Annotated in this window: 26 protein-coding genes and 3 pseudogenes; 10 read left to right on the top strand and 19 right to left on the bottom strand. The window is 33.8% G+C overall.

The features are described 5' to 3' along the window. From BBS29_RS03210 to BBS29_RS03155, 18 genes and pseudogenes are all read right to left on the bottom strand, one after another. A partial coding sequence (locus BBS29_RS03210) for an IS3 family transposase (RefSeq protein ID WP_143861253.1) occupies window positions 1–395 on the bottom strand: 395 nt, incomplete at its 3' end. Window positions 396–490: 95 nt separating this feature from the next. After that, window positions 491–1033 (bottom strand): helix-turn-helix domain-containing protein, encoded by a 543-nt coding sequence (locus BBS29_RS03205; protein ID WP_068128966.1) that lies wholly within the window; start codon window positions 1031–1033, stop codon window positions 491–493. A gap of 80 nt (window positions 1034–1113) precedes the next feature. After that, window positions 1114–1362, bottom strand: coding sequence for a hypothetical protein (locus tag BBS29_RS03200; RefSeq protein WP_068128964.1), 249 nt, complete (start codon window positions 1360–1362; stop codon window positions 1114–1116). 106 nt (window positions 1363–1468) lie between these two features. Then, on the bottom strand, window positions 1469–1660 hold the full coding sequence (locus tag BBS29_RS08165) for a hypothetical protein (RefSeq protein WP_257009080.1): 192 nt from the start codon (window positions 1658–1660) through the stop codon (window positions 1469–1471). Beyond that, window positions 1661–1747, bottom strand: a pseudogene (locus BBS29_RS08505) (DapH/DapD/GlmU-related protein); the annotation flags it as partial. A gap of 12 nt (window positions 1748–1759) precedes the next feature. Then, a complete protein-coding gene (locus BBS29_RS08160; protein ID WP_084778805.1) occupies window positions 1760–2119 on the bottom strand; it encodes an acyltransferase in 360 nt (119 codons plus the stop codon). 14 nt (window positions 2120–2133) lie between these two features. Further along, entirely contained in the window at window positions 2134–3327 is a 1194-nt protein-coding gene (locus BBS29_RS03190; protein ID WP_068128963.1) for an O-antigen ligase family protein, read from the bottom strand. A 133-nt stretch (window positions 3328–3460) separates the two neighbouring features. Further along, entirely contained in the window at window positions 3461–3829 is a 369-nt protein-coding gene (locus tag BBS29_RS03185; protein ID WP_068128961.1) for a hypothetical protein, read from the bottom strand. After that, entirely contained in the window at window positions 3826–5364 is a 1539-nt protein-coding gene (locus BBS29_RS03180) for a sialidase family protein (protein WP_068128960.1), read from the bottom strand. Before BBS29_RS03180 ends, BBS29_RS03185 begins: the two co-directional genes overlap by 4 nt. Before the next feature lie 12 nt (window positions 5365–5376). Beyond that, window positions 5377–6246, bottom strand: coding sequence for a phage tail domain-containing protein (locus BBS29_RS03175; protein ID WP_068128958.1), 870 nt, complete (start codon window positions 6244–6246; stop codon window positions 5377–5379). Beyond that, window positions 6237–6857, bottom strand: a complete 621-nt coding sequence (locus tag BBS29_RS03170) for a DUF4355 domain-containing protein (protein ID WP_068128955.1) — start codon at window positions 6855–6857, stop codon at window positions 6237–6239. Before BBS29_RS03170 ends, BBS29_RS03175 begins: the two co-directional genes overlap by 10 nt. 114 nt (window positions 6858–6971) lie before the next feature. After that, window positions 6972–7148 (bottom strand): hypothetical protein, encoded by a 177-nt coding sequence (locus BBS29_RS08340; protein WP_179853826.1) that lies wholly within the window; start codon window positions 7146–7148, stop codon window positions 6972–6974. Further along, entirely contained in the window at window positions 7148–7270 is a 123-nt protein-coding gene (locus tag BBS29_RS08500; RefSeq protein WP_257009079.1) for a hypothetical protein, read from the bottom strand. The genes BBS29_RS08340 and BBS29_RS08500 overlap by 1 nt, the downstream gene beginning before the upstream one ends. Before the next feature lie 3 nt (window positions 7271–7273). Then, on the bottom strand, window positions 7274–7582 hold the full coding sequence (locus BBS29_RS03165) for a hypothetical protein (RefSeq protein WP_068128954.1): 309 nt from the start codon (window positions 7580–7582) through the stop codon (window positions 7274–7276). Next, window positions 7575–7952, bottom strand: a complete 378-nt coding sequence (locus tag BBS29_RS03160) for an ADP-ribosyltransferase (RefSeq protein WP_068128952.1) — start codon at window positions 7950–7952, stop codon at window positions 7575–7577. The genes BBS29_RS03165 and BBS29_RS03160 overlap by 8 nt, the downstream gene beginning before the upstream one ends. 141 nt (window positions 7953–8093) lie before the next feature. Then, window positions 8094–8249 (bottom strand): annotated as a pseudogene (locus tag BBS29_RS08495) (phage terminase large subunit); the annotation flags it as partial. 256 nt (window positions 8250–8505) lie between these two features. After that, window positions 8506–8595, bottom strand: a complete 90-nt coding sequence (locus BBS29_RS08600; protein ID WP_373554032.1) for a hypothetical protein — start codon at window positions 8593–8595, stop codon at window positions 8506–8508. 160 nt (window positions 8596–8755) lie between these two features. Further along, entirely contained in the window at window positions 8756–9553 is a 798-nt protein-coding gene (locus BBS29_RS03155; RefSeq protein ID WP_068128950.1) for a hypothetical protein, read from the bottom strand. 588 nt (window positions 9554–10141) lie between these two features. Between BBS29_RS03155 and BBS29_RS03150 the strand changes: the two genes are divergently transcribed. The 4 genes from BBS29_RS03150 to BBS29_RS03135 are packed head-to-tail and all read left to right on the top strand — an operon-like array spanning window position 10142 to window position 11698. After that, entirely contained in the window at window positions 10142–10486 is a 345-nt protein-coding gene (locus BBS29_RS03150; RefSeq protein WP_068128948.1) for a helix-turn-helix domain-containing protein, read from the top strand. A gap of 17 nt (window positions 10487–10503) precedes the next feature. Further along, window positions 10504–11055: a hypothetical protein gene (locus BBS29_RS03145; protein WP_143861252.1), complete on the top strand. Its 552-nt coding sequence runs from the start codon at window positions 10504–10506 to the stop codon at window positions 11053–11055. A gap of 45 nt (window positions 11056–11100) precedes the next feature. Further along, complete coding sequence (locus BBS29_RS08420; RefSeq protein WP_068128945.1) at window positions 11101–11307, top strand: hypothetical protein; 207 nt, start codon at window positions 11101–11103, stop codon at window positions 11305–11307. A gap of 43 nt (window positions 11308–11350) precedes the next feature. After that, window positions 11351–11698 carry a zinc ribbon domain-containing protein YjdM gene (locus BBS29_RS03135; protein ID WP_068128943.1) on the top strand — a complete coding sequence of 116 codons (348 nt, stop codon included), beginning with the start codon at window positions 11351–11353 and terminating at the stop codon, window positions 11696–11698. A gap of 46 nt (window positions 11699–11744) precedes the next feature. Here BBS29_RS03135 and BBS29_RS08490 read toward each other — a convergent pair whose 3' ends face one another. Next, window positions 11745–11894, bottom strand: a complete 150-nt coding sequence (locus BBS29_RS08490; protein WP_257009078.1) for a hypothetical protein — start codon at window positions 11892–11894, stop codon at window positions 11745–11747. A 276-nt stretch (window positions 11895–12170) separates the two neighbouring features. On the opposite strand from BBS29_RS08490, the gene BBS29_RS03125 reads away from it, so the two are divergent. The 6 genes and pseudogenes from BBS29_RS03125 (at window position 12171) to BBS29_RS03100 (ending at window position 17798) form a co-directional block, all read left to right on the top strand. Continuing rightward, window positions 12171–12608 carry an SACOL1771 family peroxiredoxin gene (locus BBS29_RS03125; protein ID WP_068128940.1) on the top strand — a complete coding sequence of 146 codons (438 nt, stop codon included), beginning with the start codon at window positions 12171–12173 and terminating at the stop codon, window positions 12606–12608. 59 nt (window positions 12609–12667) lie between these two features. Further along, the gene (locus BBS29_RS03120; protein WP_068128938.1) at window positions 12668–13207 is read left to right on the top strand and encodes a hypothetical protein; all 540 of its coding nucleotides are present in this window, start codon (window positions 12668–12670) and stop codon (window positions 13205–13207) included. A gap of 739 nt (window positions 13208–13946) precedes the next feature. Next, window positions 13947–14093 (top strand): annotated as a pseudogene (locus BBS29_RS03115) (DUF6262 family protein); the annotation flags it as partial. Between the two features lie 235 nt (window positions 14094–14328). Then, complete coding sequence (locus BBS29_RS03110) at window positions 14329–14694, top strand: ArsR/SmtB family transcription factor (protein WP_068128936.1); 366 nt, start codon at window positions 14329–14331, stop codon at window positions 14692–14694. Further along, entirely contained in the window at window positions 14687–17101 is a 2415-nt protein-coding gene (locus tag BBS29_RS03105) for a cadmium-translocating P-type ATPase CadA (RefSeq protein ID WP_068128934.1), read from the top strand. Before BBS29_RS03110 ends, BBS29_RS03105 begins: the two co-directional genes overlap by 8 nt. Before the next feature lie 79 nt (window positions 17102–17180). Further along, complete coding sequence (locus BBS29_RS03100) at window positions 17181–17798, top strand: CadD family cadmium resistance transporter (RefSeq protein WP_068128932.1); 618 nt, start codon at window positions 17181–17183, stop codon at window positions 17796–17798. Window positions 17799–17860 lie beyond the last annotated feature (62 nt).

Below are 17860 nucleotides of genomic sequence, written 5' to 3'. Positions count from 1 at the left end.
AATTGATAGGCAATCACTTCAGAGTTATAACAATCCATAATCGTTGATAGATATAGTTTCTTTCCTTTGATAGGTAACGCAAACTCTGTGACATCTGTGACCCATAGTTGATTGAATGTCTTCGGACTAAATTTACGGTTCACGCTATTTGGAGCAATTTCCCCAACTGTCCCTTTGTATGAACTGTAACGCGTTCTCGATTTGTTCTTGAATTTGTGACACAGTAAATTATGGGCCTTCATAATGCGTAATAAACGCTTATGATTCACCACAACGTGTTCTCTGTGCTCGAGTATCGCTTTGATTCTTCTATATCCATATCTACCTTTATGTTTTAAGGCGATCTCTTTAATTTTTTCTACTAGCCATCGATCTTTTTGTTCCTGATCATCCATATGTTTTATCCAGTAATAATATACAGACTTCGGTAGCTTCAACACCGTTAGGATTTCTTTCAGCGTATAAGTCGTCTCTTGCCTTACCTCAAGCGCTACTTTCGTTTTTTGTCTGTTGGATCTGTCGGTAAGGCGTTCAACTTTTTTAGAATGATATTTTCCAATTCTTTCATTCTTAGTTCTTCTCTTAGACGTTCTAGCTCTTCGCGTTCTGTTTCATTAAGTGGCTCACTCTTTGATACTTGTTTTTGCTTATTTTCATTCTTAGACATATGTTTTCTTGGTCTCCCTTGCTTACCCTCTAGAGCAGCCGGACCACCTGCTTGTAACTTGTGATTCCAGGTAGCGATTGTTGGATAATGCTTGATACCAAAGTATTCCGCTGTTTCTCTATAGGACAATTGATTTTCTTCTCTATATTTTAAAACAGTCAGTTTAAATTCACTAGTATATTGAGTATTGCCTAGAGATTTAGCGAGTCCTTGATGTCCATATGTCTTATATTGTCCCACCCATTTTTCAACAAGGGACTTGTTTATATTATATTTTTTACCTAAAAATCTGTATCCTCCTTCTCCATTTAGGTATTCATTAACTACTTTTACCTTAAATTCAAAGCTATGCTTTTTATTCTTCATACAAAAACACCCCTAAAGTTGGATTTTAGTGTCCAACTTTAGGGGTGCAGCTCACAATGAGGTGTCTTACACATTTAATATTATGTTAGAAAAATTTCACTTTCCTCTACTATCAACACTGTCGTTGGTTCATCTCCGGTGTAGTTTTCGTTCTTGAGTTGAGATCTGTGGAGTACAGCTCTAACAACAAATGTTCTGCCATCTTTAGTAACGATATATTCACCTTTTTCAGGTTTGTTATCAAAATATTCCGCACCAACTGCAGTCGGCTTCTTAAATTCTTTTGTTCCTTCGTTATACTCTGTCTGTTCGATCACGTAATGCACCATAAATCACTCCTATATTTGATACATCAATCATACCAAATAATAGGGGGGAAAGTGTGACTTTGGTGGTTAACCTCTTATTAAGTTGATACACAACTTGTTCCTACTGCTAATCAAGTTGTTCAAACCACTTGTCTTTATTGACAATTAATTCCTTAATCCTCTTCAATTCTTCTTCTGGCATGTCCCACCACTTGAGTTCTTGTAAGTACTTTATTTGCTCTTCATTAAACCTCTTTTTAATTTCTTTTGCAGGAACCCCACCAACAATTGAATATGGGGGTACATTTTTAGTTACCACAGCTCCTGTAGCTATTACAGCTCCATCACCAATAGTAACGCCTTGTAAAACAACTACATTACTCCCTATCCAAACATCATTACCAATGATAACTCCTTTTTAAAATTCATCCCAAGTAGGAGGAATACCAAGAATGTTATGTTCTCCATAAATATAAGGAGAAGTGGAAATATGAGTAATGGAATGTTCACTCATCCCAATTTGACAATTGTAAGCGATTGAACAAAACTTCCCTACAGTTACATTTTTACCTAAAATTGAATTAGCGTTAACATATAAATAGTCACGCATCTTAACATTTTCAGATATTATTGCGTCTGGATTTATTTTCGTTTTGTATCCTAATGTTACATTTTCAGAAATACGACTTGAACCGATAATACTCGTTGGGAATCTTTTTTTATTTCTTGAAAGCTTTATTTGTTTTTTTAATCCAAGCGGAATTAATTTATTTAACACTACTTACCATCCTTTTAACTTATGATGCTCTTATTATTAATTATTTTTATCTTTTTATTGTTAGCTACAACACCTATCAATATAAATGTTGCTATCATGCTCAATTTATAAAGCATTACTTCGCCCATAGATAATGAGATGAAAGCAACAATCATGAGTAAAGGTAAATATTTATAGTTATTGTTAGACAATGTGTATTTTAAGCAATAATACAAGCTTAAAAGTATTAAAACTACAAAGATTATAACCGCAATCCATCCGTACTGTCCCAATATAGAAATAAAGGTGTTATGAGCTCCTAACCCAACTTCTCCAGAAAAGTATTTACTTCCATTTCCGAATAACCCAGATTCATTAAAAGCTTTCCCCCAAACTAAATCTCTGCCATCTAAAATATTGTTTGATTTTCGTGAAAATTTACTAAAAATCACTTCTTCAAGGTACATGTTAATTGGAAGTATTTTAATTGTAACCCAGAGGATAAAACCGCCTATAGGTAAAATGAACAAAGATCTAACTAATAACGTTCCAACTAATTTATATTTGACCGCATAAAGTAACAAAAAGAGTATACCAATCGAGACGACTATTATGATCGTCAGAAAACTTGTCCTACTACCACTTATAATTACTAGAAAAAATGACAAGCTAGAAGCGATGAATAGAAATAACAAAATTAGTTTTGATACTTTTTTTTTGGAGTAGATAAATGATTCTAATTTCTGTAATAACATAGCAAAAGTAACCACAAACAAAACAGTTACAACGCCACCAAAAGAATTACTATTAAAGAACGCTCCTTTATACGGTATTGCGTCTATTCCGTTAGCAAGGATAGGAAAAAGGATTATAGGAATTTGTGAAATCAATATTGTAAATACAACTATTTTTCCAGTTTTATTTTTGTAGTAAGTAGGTATTATCACTGTAGCTACTAAAAACAAAACTGAGTATCCTATTGAACTGAAAAATATGTTTAAATCAGAATTAATTAATGCTGAAAACATGCTAACAAAAGTAAAAAGGATTATCAATAATGTTAATTTAGAGTTATATTCAAACTTAATTTTTTTGAAAAAAACCAAGTAAATAAGTGGTAGTAACAAAAAGATGTATACTGCTGTATTACTACCAATCCATTCTTTTGTTAGTGATGTTGAACTTGTAAAAAACAAAAGTATAATTGTTAAGGTAAAAATATATTTCATAATCAATCCTCCGACTTTATATAGTCTAATATTACAGTAAAAGAATTCGGAGTCAATTCAATTTTGAAACATATTATAACTTAAAACAGATACGATTCCTTACTTTTTTTATTTTAATTTACCTAATACGAGATTAAGTAAGTACAGTTGTTATGCCATCCTGATTTTTATATTTGAGTTTTCCGTCGCTATCCTCAAAAAGTGTACCATTCAAAGCGTTTGAAATACTCGTTTTTCCAGAAATCGAAATAAATTGAGTGTTGAAAATACCTCCTCCGTCCATGTCGAAATGTCCATCTAAATTCCTGAATTTTGGATTATGATTACCTAATTGTAATACAGTGTTATTAGCATTATCCCTAACGATTCTTGTTTCTTGCCCGTTACTGTTTCTAATCTTTACACTATCCTTAAAAACACCCCGATTAACAATTAAACCATTAACGTTATTGAGTGAAACATTATTTAAATCTAAAGAGTTCAAAAATGGTGCTAAAGTCATTCTTTTGTAGACAGTTCGTCATCATTAAAAAAACTTAAAAACATTCTAACTTCAGAATCTTTGCCCCCAACATACTCAATGCGTACGTAGTTATTACCGTTTTTACCAGGTCTGCCGTCGCGCATTTCGATAATAGGCTGAGAGTAGTCACTTTCCAATTCGATTCTTTTCGTTTTTAATCTTCCGATTCTAGCAAAAGGTGCAATAATGTTACTCGCGAAAAGCTTAAAATATTCTCCTACTCTTTTTCGTTTTATGTTAGCGCTAGTCGCTGATGCGTTTAATGTATCGCCCGGCATCAGATAACCTTCGGAATAACCTATGTGCCAACCTGCCGCAACCGCATCTTGTGCAGCGCTAAACCAAACCTTCACGTAAGGCATACCATCTTTCAATCCCTTTGACTCGTCCACAATAAAGTGAGGTCTGTATAAATAGCCTCCTGCCCAACCTGTCGGGATTAATTGCGGTTTTTCGTTTGCAATCCAATGCCACCCATTTGCACTTGAAGCGTAAACGATTGGTCTAAATTGCGTTCCTTCGCCACTAGCTGAATCAGCCCACGTACTGCCTAACATATGATACGTACCACTTGTATCACGAGTCACTCCAATATGCCATGCAGACCAATTATCCCAAGGTTGTGTGATTGCATCTGGATTACTCCACGTTATTCCATCGCTGGATTCTCTACGATGGATTGTCGTTTCGGATTCCACACAATACATGAACCATCTATTATTCGGCGCGGGTACGATGGAAGGACTTAGCACCTGCCGTTCTGTTGTTTTTAAAGACACAACTGGTGCTGTCCAGTTCGATCCGTCTGTACTTTCGATATAATAAATAACGACACTGCCATCAGGATTGTTAGCCTCCCGATAGTAGATGCGCAACTTATTTACTGCGGGAAGATAGATTAATTCTGTATCACTGTTGTAAGCAGGCGACACAGGCGCACCTATAACAGGGTTCGGCGCGCCTTTCGGTAATACCCAATTAACGTTATCGTTACTCGCCGCGATTGATGGATTTTCATTCTGTGTACCGGGATAAGGCGTGTGTGCCATCCAATAGCGATATCCATTCCACGTTGCTATACCGAATTCTTCGAGAAAGTCTATCACAGACGGATGTGTTGTAAGACTACTACCGATTGCAGATGGTATTTCCAAGTAGTTCTCTGGCATTTCTAAAAATGTATTTGTATTAAAGTTATCTAATTCCGTTTTATCTAGCCTTGATGTATCATAATCCAATCTTTGTTTTAAAACATCATGAGTATACCCATTTAAATCAGTACGTGCTTGAATAACTTCTGCATCAGATTCTCCGTCAGATAAAATTAAATTATCTATTTGTTTTTGAACATCTTTATTTTCATTGTTAATCTTTTTAGCTTCTTCTAATATGGTTTCTGATTTACTAACTAAAGTATCAACACTACCAACGCTACCTTCAATCATATCCCAGTTATCATTGATATTGATTCTTTCTTTTCTATCCCAAATTGAGCCCGTTCTATTAAGTTTCACTCAATCACTTCCTTACTTATAATAAAATCTAAAATCTATTGTTATATCGGTAAACTGTCCGATGACTTCAAACTCGTTAGCACCACTCGCTAAGCTAATATAACGTTTGTTCGTATCTCTGAGCACGTTCACACCGTTTAATTGAGTATTCTTTCCGTCAATCACTAAGTCGCCACCGAATGTCGCATTGACTTTAAACGTGTCGCCAGTCGTCTTATTCCGCATTTCTAGCACACCGTTAGTACCAGTCGTAGTAATCTTCAAATACATCGTTTCAGGCTCGACAGTCACGTTGCCTGCGTTCCAAATCGTGAAGTTGCGTTCAGTAAACTTATATTTCGTGTTATCCGAGTTGATACCGTCTACTAAACCGTATTTTTCGACTAGAGCGGAATAACCAGTGTCATTAAGTTCTTTTGTGGTGTAGATTGATTCAGCGAATGGTAGACCAGATGTCAGATACTCTATTGTTCCAAATCCTACTTTCATGACTTGGTCTAAATCAATCGTGTTATTTACTGCAACATGATATTGTTTTCCATTAACATAAGATTCAACTTTCTTCTGCTTACAGTAACTATCATCTTCATACTCACCAGTAGTTCTTACCTCTCGGATATAGTATGGCTTTGTGTCTACAAGTAACTCGAATAATAAATCTCGTAAATGTGGGTAGTCATGGTCATCTCTTGCCTTAATATAAAAATCTACGGTGATAGGTCTGTCACCGTAGTATGATCCGTAATCTAAACTTCCAGGGAAACCATCTATTTCTTGTCTGTTTGTTATCAGGGGTATAGAAGATACTCGGATATCTTGTACATGGATATCATAATCAGACAGTAGATAGCTTTTATTATCTTTAATAATTTCTAAATCCAATTTAAGTACCTCCTAGAATTGTAATGTGAATTCTCTTGAATAAGTCTAATTCGTTCTGATGGATCTTTAACTTTCATAATGTCGTCACGTGTTAAAGGTTGTGACGACTTTTGTCTAACTGGTGCATTACCTTTCAATTTATCTTGAACTAATGAATTTGAAGTATCCTCTACAAGCTTAGCAAACGCCTTGACACGCTCTGATGTTTCCTCAGCGTCTTTTCCTACCACAAAGTTTAAAATGTCGTCTGTCGCTTGAATTTGATGTTCTGACAACATTACAGTTGCATCTTTACCGAGTGTCCATCTGTTTTGCTCGGCTTTTAATCGTTCATTCTCTTCTTGCAACTTTTCAAACTCGTACTTTTGCTTTTCCGCTTCATTCATCTTCGCGAGTTTTTCAGCTTCTGCAATTTCCTTTTCTCGTTTTTTAGTCTCACGATCCATACGAGATTTTATCGCTTGTTCTAATTCATCTTGAGTGTAAAGTTTTTTGTTATCATTGTGTTTAGACTCTTCATTTTGTTCAGTAGTCTCTGTTTTTTCATTCTCTACATCAGATTGTTTATCTTCTACCGCTGCAAAGAATTGTAAATCTAAAGGTAATTTCATAGTTATTTTCTCCTTTTTAAAGTCTTGTTTGACTGTATTCCTTGCGCAGTTTAAAGCCATAAGCATGTTTTGGGCATAAAAATAGCACCTAATCAAAAATGATTAAGTGCTAATTTATTTAAGGTCGTAGTACCCTTGTGCATGTAGTTCTCTAATTTCTTTAATCTTACTTAACGCTTCTTCTAACGTCGGCTTTTCGTCCTCGTATTGGATATCCGAAATAATATACTTTAATACTCTTCTTATTTCTTCATGGTGTGGTATACCTAATTTATCTAGATAATCAAACATTATATCTTCATCTCTAAAAAAACTGCGGGATTATCTCCAAAAATACAAGGGCCCACTAACCGCTTTTCATCATCAGTAGCTTTGTTGAAGGGTTCGATAATATATTTTTCTACGTTAGTCATAAGCTATTCACTCTTTTTAATGAGATAAGGACCTTTACCATTAGTTTCTCTGATTTCTTTTATCATGCTTAAAGCTTTTTCTAATGTTGGTCTATCTTCTTTATCCTGAATATATGAGAAGATATATTGTTGAACTGCTCTCAACTCTTCATCGTGTGGTATACCTAATTCATCTAGATATGCATTCATGATACCTTCGTCTTGAAAAAACACATAAGCATTATCTCCAAATATATGCGGGCCGATTAATCTCTTTTCATCATCAGTAGCTTCATCAAAAGGTTTAATAATATATTTTTCTACGTTAGTCACTAATAACCACCTCTAATTTTATTCGCTGTTTTCTTCCTTTGGTTATAACATCTTTCACTTTAAATTTGGTGCTCGGCTGTATTAAGAATTCATATTCACTATCGAAGAAAACAATGTCCTCCATGTAACTTCCAACATTTATACCTTTAGGGATGTCTATTTCAAATAGAACACCTTCATCATCTATAAAGCGCTCTATGACAAATTTATCTAGTGATGGACTCATGAATCCTTCATCAATAAATGTAATGTCTCCAGATTTTAATGTGTTAGAGAAAAGGTGTGAACCTCTAACACCACGGAAAACTTTTAAGTCGTCTTCAGTCTTATAGTCAGAAATAGCTTCTTTGATGTCTTCAATTATTTTCAAGCTCTTATCAATAGTGTATTGAGGTATCCCTCAGTCTAATTGAGTTTGTACCCCTTTCTAAGAAGTCTGTTAATAAAGCGATATCCATTTTGTGTATAATGTTCTATCACGAAAACATCTCTCTCACTAAGATTATTCTATCATTGTATTTGTCTCATAACTGAATAAATGTGAAACTTGTTGTTCATTTATTGCCCATTTGATTTGCTCAAATACGGATGTAGCAAGTGTATTATCAATCTTATGGATATATACATTTACTGTTTAGCGAATAATTAACTGTACAATGATAAGATTCCTAACTACCACGACATGAAAACTCACCAAACCTGTTACATTTACATCTTATTTATCTGTCCACATTCCCTAACTTTTGCCAATTATCTCAGTAACGCTCCTTCTAGCTTGTGCTCTTGTTATAATTTAATTAATTTGTGATAGCAGTTCCATAAAACTCTGCCATTGGTACAGTAATTTCACCACGTAAAATGGATGTAAAGAATTTCATTACTTCTTTTTGTTCAGCAAATTTTTCACTTTGTAATTTAGCAAGTTATTTATCAATGTATGAATTCACACCTACATTTTCCAACAACTTACTATACTGTGCTCTAGCATAGTTATGACTATATCCAGCTTTAATTGCTAATTAATAGACCTTTCCAATGATTACATATTCAGCAGCAAACTTTTGTTGTTTAACTGTTAGTTTTATCTCATATACCACCAAAATTCACGTTAATCATATAACTTCATTTTTAAAAAAAGATAACCGTTAATAAATGTATCTTGTTTTGAAATTATCACTCCTCAATGAAGTAGGAATAAAAGTTTCTGCCAAACTTGCTACTTTGGTACCTTTCTTTAGATTCAAGTTTTCTTAAATTGGTTATTTTTGGAGGATATAATTTTTTATTTTTACCTAAAAGATAATTTTTAATGTTTACAACGTTCTTTATAGTATCATCTAAACTTTTATATATCATATCAATATCAGCAGTTACATTTATGTCCGATTTCGTCTCAATTAGTCCGAGTGTTCTTAAATATGCTCTACTTGAGTTAAAAATCTCAGCATCAATATTAAAACTGTCCAATATACCATTAATATCTCTCAAATCGAATGGTGTACAATAGTGCTTTAAGACCGCTATATCTAATAAACTTACGCGTTCAAGAGTGCCCAAATATAAACTGGCTACATCATATGAAATATCTTCACTTTCAATTATTGATTCAAAACCTTGAACTATAAATTTTATTTTAGTTTCTTGTTCACTATTTACAGCGGTATCAATAGCTTTTTCCAAGATATCGTCTATTGTTTTTTTATCTGAATCCGTTTTTTTTGGCAGATGATAAATCTTTTCGATTTTATTATCAAGTTCCCTTATTAGGATCTCCATGTTTTTTATATGTTTTTTATTTTTGTAGGTAGTAATAACTGAACCTATACCCGGAATTGAATTAACAACACTATCTACTCCTATCTCTAAAGCAAATTCAGCTGTTTTTCCTGTAATATGCTCGTTTAAATACCTGCTTGTTGTTTCTCCACCTTTGTTTAATAATGCTTCTTGTATACCATCTAAAAGACTCATGATTTTCTCCCTCTATTTGTTTTGATATATCATACCAAAAAAACACATATAAACGTAGGTGCCTTTTTGTAAAGAGTCTGTCGTAAGATAACACAGGCGACATACGACTAAAGCACCTTAGACATATTAATTGGTATATTTCCTATATCTAGAAGGAACCTTGCTCTCCTGTGTTTCGTATTAACAAAAAGAGCGCTAGTAAGTACTAGCACTCTGGGTTAATTCAATGTTTTTAGGGTTTTTATTTTATGTTAAATATTAACATAATACTCGTATTTACCCGTATTTATATTTAACATTGGGGCAAAATTAGTACAAAAATATAGGCACAAAATTGATTGTATTTAATTAAATGTAAAAGCAATTACTTATTGATTTATATCCTTGTTTTTATATCAACCGTTTTATTCGGTGAATTAACGCCATTTATTTTCATTTCCTTTTCGTCTAGGTTTTAGCCCCTTCTCCATTAGATCACGACAAATAATTGAATCTAAAACATTATTCAGAATTTAGGACAAAAGCTGGTGTTATATGTTTGCTTTTTAGGACATGTAATGTATATTAAAGATGAGGAAGGTGTGAAGAATGGACTTTAAAGATGTGTTCGACAAATTAATCATTTCACATGAATATACTTATCGTGATTTAGCAATTGATTTAAATGCTAAATATGAACCTAAATTTAGTAAATCAACATTACAATCATGGCGCGAAGGCAAGTCATATCCGTCAATTTATCATGCTATTGCTCTTGCTGATTTCTTCGATGTTTCACTAGATGAACTAGCTGGAAGAAAAACCCTGCCTGAAAAAGCATTAAAAATTGACAAATCCGATGTCATTGCTACACATATAGACGATGATGTTACTGATGAGGAAATGAACGAGATACTTAATTTTATTGATTACATAAAACAAAAGGAGAAATAAAAATGAATAAAAAATTATTGTTAGCATTAACTAGCTCAGCATTTGTACTTCTGCTTTCAGCATGTGGAGAAACTAATACTGAAGAAGTTGAATCTGAACTAAGAAAAGACGCAGAAAATGAACAAGTTGAAGCAGATAAGAAAAAAGAAGAAGTAACTGAAGAAACTGAAGATGAAGCAACAACTGAAACTGAAGAATTGAACCAAAATATTGTTGATGACGATATAGTTAAAATCGACTTATTAAATGTTGAACGTACAACTGACGAAATATTTGGTGATAGTATTAAAGTTAATTTCGAAATCGAAAATAAAACTGATAATAAGATAATTGTTCAATCACGTGATGTTTCTGCAGACGGCTATATGATCGATGATATCGTAGTATTTAGCCCTGAAATTGCAGCAAATAAAAAAATAAAAGATAATTTAAAATTAGAAGAAATGTTTTTAGATGAAGGTGACGAACTACCTAAATTAGAAGAAAATTTAGAAATGACACTTATTATAATTGATGATGAAACTTTCGATCATATTGGTAGTTATGATGTAAATATATATTTGTCATAAATTACCGAACGTAAGCTCTTAAAAGGAGTGTCTTTATGAACTTATATGAGAAAATTAAAGACTTCATTCCAAAATAAGAATAATTATGCCCCTCCAAAACTTATAAGAGTTGTTAATATTACAATTCTTGAACTTGAAGTAATTCCAATAAACACATACGAAGACCATTATATAAAACGAATATTCACATCAATTCATACTCCTCCTCATAAATATGCAAAATTTATAAATGTTAAGTATAATAAGCAGTAATAAATACTATACTTACAGTAAAAATTATTTAGGAGGCTTTTTAATGAGTACAACATTACCTGCTTGTCCAAGTTGTAATCAGGAGTATACATATGAGGATGGTCAATTGTATATTTGTCCAATGTGTGGTCATGAATGGACGAAGGATTCTCAACTTGAGCTTGAGGAATCACAGCTCGTTCGTGATGCGCACGGTACAATTTTAAACGATGGTGATTCGATCACAGTTATTAAGGATCTAAAAGTTAAAGGTTCTTCTGATTCAATTAAAAAAGGAACAAATGTTAAAAGTATTAGACTAATAGAACCTGAAGACGGACATGATATTGAATGTAAGATTCCGGGCTTTGGTCAGATGAAGTTAAAATCAGAATTTGTAAAGAAGATATAGTACAAAAGCCACCAAGATAGTCAATACTATCTTAGTGGTCTTATTCTTATCTTCTACCTAATTTTAATGCTCCGATGATTAGTGGGATTTGAAGTGGAAGGCGTCCGTATAATACGTATGGATTTGCTTCAGTGCCTGGTTTAAATGGAATTTTCTTTAAAGCCATATAAACATTTGCTGGAAATACTGCAATCATAAATAATGCGATAAGCTTTCCGTATATGTTATTTTTACTTTTCACCCATAATAAAACCGAAAATAGTATTTCTAATACACCAGTAAATTTTACGATAAACGTCTTACAAGGTAATACTGATGGGACGATTCTTCTAAATCCTTCTAAATCCTTCTAAATTAATAAAGTGTAATACTCCTGCACCCATTAATAAAATTGAGTATAATATTCTAAACGTTACTTTCATATAAAAACTTCCTTTCACTAATATAATAAAATAAATTTAAAGGTGATTCTATGATTACACATGATTTTACAGTTCAAACACTTTGGAATAATGGCAGAAATTCTACAGGAGAGTTTAAAGCGGATCATTTAAATGGAAATATCTCAATACCAAGTTCACTTGGTGGACCTGGTAATGCTTCAAATCCAGATGAGTTGTTAGTTGCGGCCGCTTCAAGTTGCTATATTATTAGTCTGTCTGCAGCGTTAGAGCGTGCGAGATTTACTGACGTTACGATTGAACTAACATCTATCGGTACCGCTTCTTTAAGTGATGATGAACAATTTAAAATGGAAAAAATTACGCATCGCCCTACTATTTCAGTGAATGAAACTGATAAACTTCATAAACGCATCGATCGTTTAATTGAAATCGCAGATCGAAATTGTATGGTGTCTAAAGCAATACGAGGTAATGTTGAAATTATTATTGAACCAATCATTAATTAACGTTGCGGTTTCTAAATACTTCAACTAAAATTTAACTAATACTCTTTTTAGGTGATGTTATGAACACGTACTTAATATTAGCTATAATATTTGCTTTAATCACGCTGTACTTTTTTACGGTAACTGTAAAAAAGTCACTCCACGAACGTACTGCGATGTGGGCAGGATTTACAGTAGTTAGTTTAGTCATTACAACAATCATTATCGGGTTATATCAACAAGATCGGTTATATTATAACCCAAAAGAAATTCCAGATAATGTGATGAGTCAACAAATACAAGACGTTGTACATGCGTATAATTTACAAGATGACTATTATGAAGCGGATATTCCGAAGTTTAAAAAAGGAGAATATCGTCCAAATACGCCTTTGAAGTTCTCTAACTACAAAGTTACGAACATTGTGAAAAAACCAAGAGGACAATATATTACGATTGAAAAGGACAATAATTCCGTCGTAATTTATGACCCTGTAGGAAAAAGAAACATTAAACTCGAACAACAATACACATTTATTGGCTCTCCAAGTTTGTCGTATCCATTCGTAGTGAAACTACATTACAATAAAGAAGAAAATTCAAAGTTTAAACTTTTTTAACACTCTCAAAATGCTATGAGAGTGTTTTTTTATAATTTATTTATATTTTATTAGCTTTTCTAAAGGAAACTAATTATAATCTAATTAATATATATAAGTTATATTGTATATATTAAWTAGAAACCACCTATGAAGAAATATTAGAAATCATTCAAGATAAGACTACGTCATTTAGTTCTGAAAGTAGGAATTTTAGAAGGGATTTCACTGGTATAGCTAGTTACATTATTTTTAAGTCTAAAGACTATTTGACGATAAATAAGAGAAACTTTAAATACCAATTGGAATTATAAATTTTAGATTGAGTAGTTTTACCTTAAGCATAGAAATATTTTCCAGAAATTCGCTTTTATATTTCTTACTATAATAAATATATGAATGTAAGTACTCCTAGAAGAGCCCTTTTTATTATTTGCCTTCATCTGACACCAATGTCAGTAAAACAACATTTTGTATAATCATATTCCGACAATAAAAAAGGCAAAGCGTTCGTGTTCTCACACTCTATTTCGCCAGTGGTATTTGTTATTGATCGTGACACTACCGCATCTCTCACTGATAGATGCAAGGATAAACATGCAGTTGATCCTAATTCGTATACTCATAAGGATAACTAGTCCATGCATCCCGTTCCAGATATGTTAAAAACTTGTCATAAAACAAAATACTTACTTTTTCACTACGGTGAGTGTAGTAGAAAAATTTGAAAGAAGGAATTCAAATGCACAAGTTAGACATTATTTTATCAAAATCTGAGAAAAGCTCTCGATCTGAAGGGGTTCTTGTTAAGACTTTAAAAACAAGAGTTAAGGAATTAGAGGAGGAAAATAAAAAATTAAAAAACCAAATTCAGAAATTATATGGAGAATTGTACAATAATGAATAGTTAAAAGTTAATCTATAATTGAATTGTGAAGAAATGTACTTAAACTAACAGGGCAGTTATGTTTAAGATACTTTAAAATTTGGTTAAAATCTCCGAAGGGATTGGTTTCTAACATTAGAAATCAATCCTTTTTAATATTAATTATATATCATTCAAACAATCTTTTGACTATTTGTTTATGGTATGATATATTATAATCATCAAACAAATAGTCATTTGAATAAGGAGGATAATTATGACAAAAGATATGTGTGAAGTTACCTGTATTCACGAAGATAAGGTAAACAGGGCTAAAAAAGAGCTTGCTAAACAGAATCCTATGGATGTAGCGAAAGTTTTTAAGACTCTGTCAGATGATACAAGGGTTAAAATTGCTTATGTTTTATCTTTAGAGGGAGAGTTATGTGTTTGTGATGTAGCGAATATCATTGAATCTTCAACGGCTACGGCATCCTATCATTTAAGATTGTTGAAAAATTTAGGTATAGCAACATACCGTAAAGAAGGAAAATTAGTCTATTATTCACTAGATGATGAGCATGTTAAACAGCTTGTAGAAAAAGCTTTCTTGCATCAAAGGGAGGTTGCTAGTATTGGATAGTTCAACAAAAACATTAACAGAAGATAAACAGGTTTACCGTGTGGAGGGTTTCTCGTGTGCGAATTGTGCTGGGAAGTTTGAAAAAAATGTAAAAGAACTACCAGGGGTGCATGATGCTAAAGTCAATTTCGGAGCTTCCAAAATTGATGTCTTTGGCAGTGCAACTGTTGAAGATTTGGAAAAGGCTGGTGCTTTCGAGAATCTTAAAGTGGCACCAGAGAAGACTAGAAGACGGGTCGAACCAGTGGTAACAGAAGATAAAAATGTTTACCGTGTGGAGGGATTTTCTTGCGCAAACTGTGCTGGGAAGTTTGAAAAAAATGTAAAAGAACTACCAGGGGTGCATGATGCTAAAGTCAATTTCGGAGCTTCCAAAATTGATGTATATGGAAATGCATCGGTTGAAGAGCTTGAAAAAGCAGGTGCTTTCGAGAATCTTAAGGTAATTCCTGAAAAACTGGCGAATCCATCGATACAAGCGGTCAAAGAAGACACTAAGGCTCTTAAAGAAGAGAAAATACCGTTTTATAAAAAGCACAGCACATTGCTGTTTGCCACATTAATGATTGCTTTTGGTTACCTTTCTCACTTTGTAAATGGAGAAGATAACCTTGTAACTTCCATGTTATTTGTAAGTTCGATTGTAATTGGCGGATATTCACTATTTAAAGTTGGTTTTCAAAATTTGATACGCTTTGATTTCGACATGAAAACCCTTATGACCGTTGCAGTTATTGGAGCTGCCATCATTGGTGAATGGGCAGAGGCATCCATTGTTGTCATTCTCTTTGCAATCAGTGAAGCACTTGAACGTTTTTCTATGGATAGAGCAAGACAGTCCATTCGTTCATTGATGGATATTGCTCCAAAAGAAGCACTTGTTAGGCGGAATGGTCAGGAAATAATGATCCATGTGGACGATATCGCCGTGGGTGATATTATGATCGTCAAACCAGGGGAGAAAATTGCCATGGATGGGATCATTATAAATGGGGTGTCGGCTGTCAACCAGGCTGCTATAACAGGAGAATCTGTCCCTGTTGCCAAAACGGTAGATGATGAAGTATTTGCAGGTACGCTTAACGAAGAGGGACTACTTGAAGTAAAAATCACCAAATACGTAGAGGATACAACCATCTCCAAGATTATTCATCTGGTTGAGGAAGCACAAGGGGAGCGCGCTCCAGCGCAAGCATTCGTAGATAAATTTGCGAAATATTATACTCCGATCATTATGGTTATTGCGGCGCTCGTTGCAGTCGTTCCACCTTTATTCTTTGGTGGAAGTTGGGATACTTGGGTTTATCAAGGATTAGCGATACTTGTAGTTGGATGTCCGTGTGCATTAGTTATTTCTACTCCAATCTCGATTGTCTCGGCAATTGGAAATGCAGCTAAAAAAGGTGTGTTGATTAAAGGCGGTGTCTATCTAGAGGAATTAGGAGCCATTAAGGCAATCGCATTTGATAAAACAGGAACACTGACAAAAGGTGTACCAGTGGTAACAGATTTTAAAGTGTTAAATGATCAAGTGGAAGAAAAAGAGCTGTTTTCCATTATTACAGCTTTAGAATATCGATCACAACATCCACTTGCTTCAGCAACAATGAAGAAAGCAGAGCAAGATAATATTACTTATTCCGATGTTAGAGTGGAAGACTTCACTTCTATTACAGGTCGGGGCATTCAAGGGAATATAGATGGAACAACCTATTATATTGGCAGTCCAAGGCTTTTTAAAGAATTAAATGTTTCCGATTTTAGCCTTGAGTTTGAAAATAAAGTGAAAGTTTTACAAAACCAAGGGAAAACGGCCATGATTATTGGAACGGACCAAACAATCCTCGGCGTGATTGCTGTAGCAGATGAGGTCCGCGAAACAAGTAAAAATGTGATTCAAAAACTTCATCAGTTAGGAATCAAGCAAACAATTATGCTGACAGGTGATAATCAAGGTACCGCAGAAGCAATCGGTGCTCATGTAGGCGTTTCTGATATTCAGTCCGAATTGATGCCACAGGATAAGTTGGACTATATTAAAAAAATGAAAGCCGAGCATGGTAATGTAGCTATGATTGGCGATGGCGTCAATGATGCTCCTGCACTTGCTGCATCCACTGTTGGCATTGCAATGGGCGGTTCTGGAACAGATACTGCCATCGAGACAGCTGATATTGCATTAATGGGAGATGATTTAAGTAAGCTTCCATTTGCAGTAAGACTTAGCAGGAAAACGCTAAATATCATCAAAGCGAACATCACGTTTGCCATCGGAATTAAGATAATTGCCTTACTATTGGTTATTCCAGGCTGGCTAACCCTTTGGATTGCGATTCTTTCCGATATGGGAGCCACTATTTTGGTAGCATTAAATAGTTTGCGACTGATGAGAGTGAAGGATAAATAGGTACTATATGTGTGCAATTTACGGAAGGACTTTTCATTTTGAAGAAAAGTCCTATCCCTAAAATATTGGAGATGATAAAATTGTCGCGACGATACTGACGGCTACTGCGGTATATGTAGCAACAGGAATTGATTATCTCGTCATATTAATTCTTTTGTTTTCGCAAGTAAAAAAAGGTCAGGTAAAACATATTTGGATAGGACAATATATAGGGACTGCAATTGTGATAGGAGCAAGTCTTTTAGTTGCACAGGGGATTGTAAATTTAATTCCTCAGCAATGGGTTATCGGACTACTTGGGCTTTTACCACTTTACCTAGGCGTGAAAATATGGATTAAAGGAGAAGAGGATGAAGATGAAAGTAGCATTTTATCCTTATTCTCCTCTGGAAAATTTAATCAGTTATTTTTGACGATGACTTTCATCGTATTGGCTTCCAGTGCGGATGACTTTTCCATTTATATACCGTACTTCACGACCTTAAATATGTCTGAAATCTTTATTGTCACTATTGTCTTTCTTATTATGGTTGGAGTTTTGTGCTATGTCAGTTACCGTCTAGCTTCCTTCGATTTTATATCGGAAACAATTGAGAAATATGAACGTTGGATTGTACCAATTGTATTCATTGGGCTAGGTATTTATATATTGTTTGAAAATGGAACATTCAATGCTCTGATTTCATTTCTTCTTTGAAGTGGCGAATCCAAACCATAAAGTAAAGTATAAAGAGGTTATCCTATTGATTGGGATAACCT

It is taken from the genome of Nosocomiicoccus ampullae, from assembly GCF_001696685.1.
GTDB lineage: Bacteria > Bacillota > Bacilli > Staphylococcales > Salinicoccaceae > Nosocomiicoccus > Nosocomiicoccus ampullae_A.
Note: the sequence above shows the minus strand (reverse complement) of the source record. Positions and strands in the feature narration are given on the sequence as shown.

Bases quoted from the DNA above. Each gene is read 5' to 3' on its own strand.
- BBS29_RS03135 (WP_068128943.1), top strand. From the start codon at position 11,351: ATGAGTACAACATTACCTGCTTGTCCAAGTTGTAATCAGGAGTATACA.
- BBS29_RS03125 (WP_068128940.1), top strand. From the start codon at position 12,171: ATGATTACACATGATTTTACAGTTCAAACACTTTGGAATAATGGCAGA.
- BBS29_RS03185 (WP_068128961.1), bottom strand. From the start codon at position 3,829: ATGACTTTAGCACCATTTTTGAACTCTTTAGATTTAAATAATGTTTCA.
- BBS29_RS03110 (WP_068128936.1), top strand. From the start codon at position 14,329: ATGACAAAAGATATGTGTGAAGTTACCTGTATTCACGAAGATAAGGTA.
- BBS29_RS08490 (WP_257009078.1), bottom strand. From the start codon at position 11,894: ATGATTGCAGTATTTCCAGCAAATGTTTATATGGCTTTAAAGAAAATT.
- BBS29_RS08420 (WP_068128945.1), top strand. From the start codon at position 11,101: ATGAGAAAATTAAAGACTTCATTCCAAAATAAGAATAATTATGCCCCT.
- BBS29_RS03190 (WP_068128963.1), bottom strand. From the start codon at position 3,327: ATGAAATATATTTTTACCTTAACAATTATACTTTTGTTTTTTACAAGT.
- BBS29_RS03155 (WP_068128950.1), bottom strand. From the start codon at position 9,553: ATGAGTCTTTTAGATGGTATACAAGAAGCATTATTAAACAAAGGTGGA.
- BBS29_RS03205 (WP_068128966.1), bottom strand. From the start codon at position 1,033: ATGAAGAATAAAAAGCATAGCTTTGAATTTAAGGTAAAAGTAGTTAAT.
- BBS29_RS03170 (WP_068128955.1), bottom strand. From the start codon at position 6,857: ATGAAATTACCTTTAGATTTACAATTCTTTGCAGCGGTAGAAGATAAA.
- BBS29_RS03200 (WP_068128964.1), bottom strand. From the start codon at position 1,362: ATGGTGCATTACGTGATCGAACAGACAGAGTATAACGAAGGAACAAAA.
- BBS29_RS03120 (WP_068128938.1), top strand. From the start codon at position 12,668: ATGAACACGTACTTAATATTAGCTATAATATTTGCTTTAATCACGCTG.
- BBS29_RS08340 (WP_179853826.1), bottom strand. From the start codon at position 7,148: ATGTTTGATTATCTAGATAAATTAGGTATACCACACCATGAAGAAATA.
- BBS29_RS03150 (WP_068128948.1), top strand. From the start codon at position 10,142: ATGGACTTTAAAGATGTGTTCGACAAATTAATCATTTCACATGAATAT.
- BBS29_RS08500 (WP_257009079.1), bottom strand. From the start codon at position 7,270: ATGACTAACGTAGAAAAATATATTATCGAACCCTTCAACAAAGCTACT.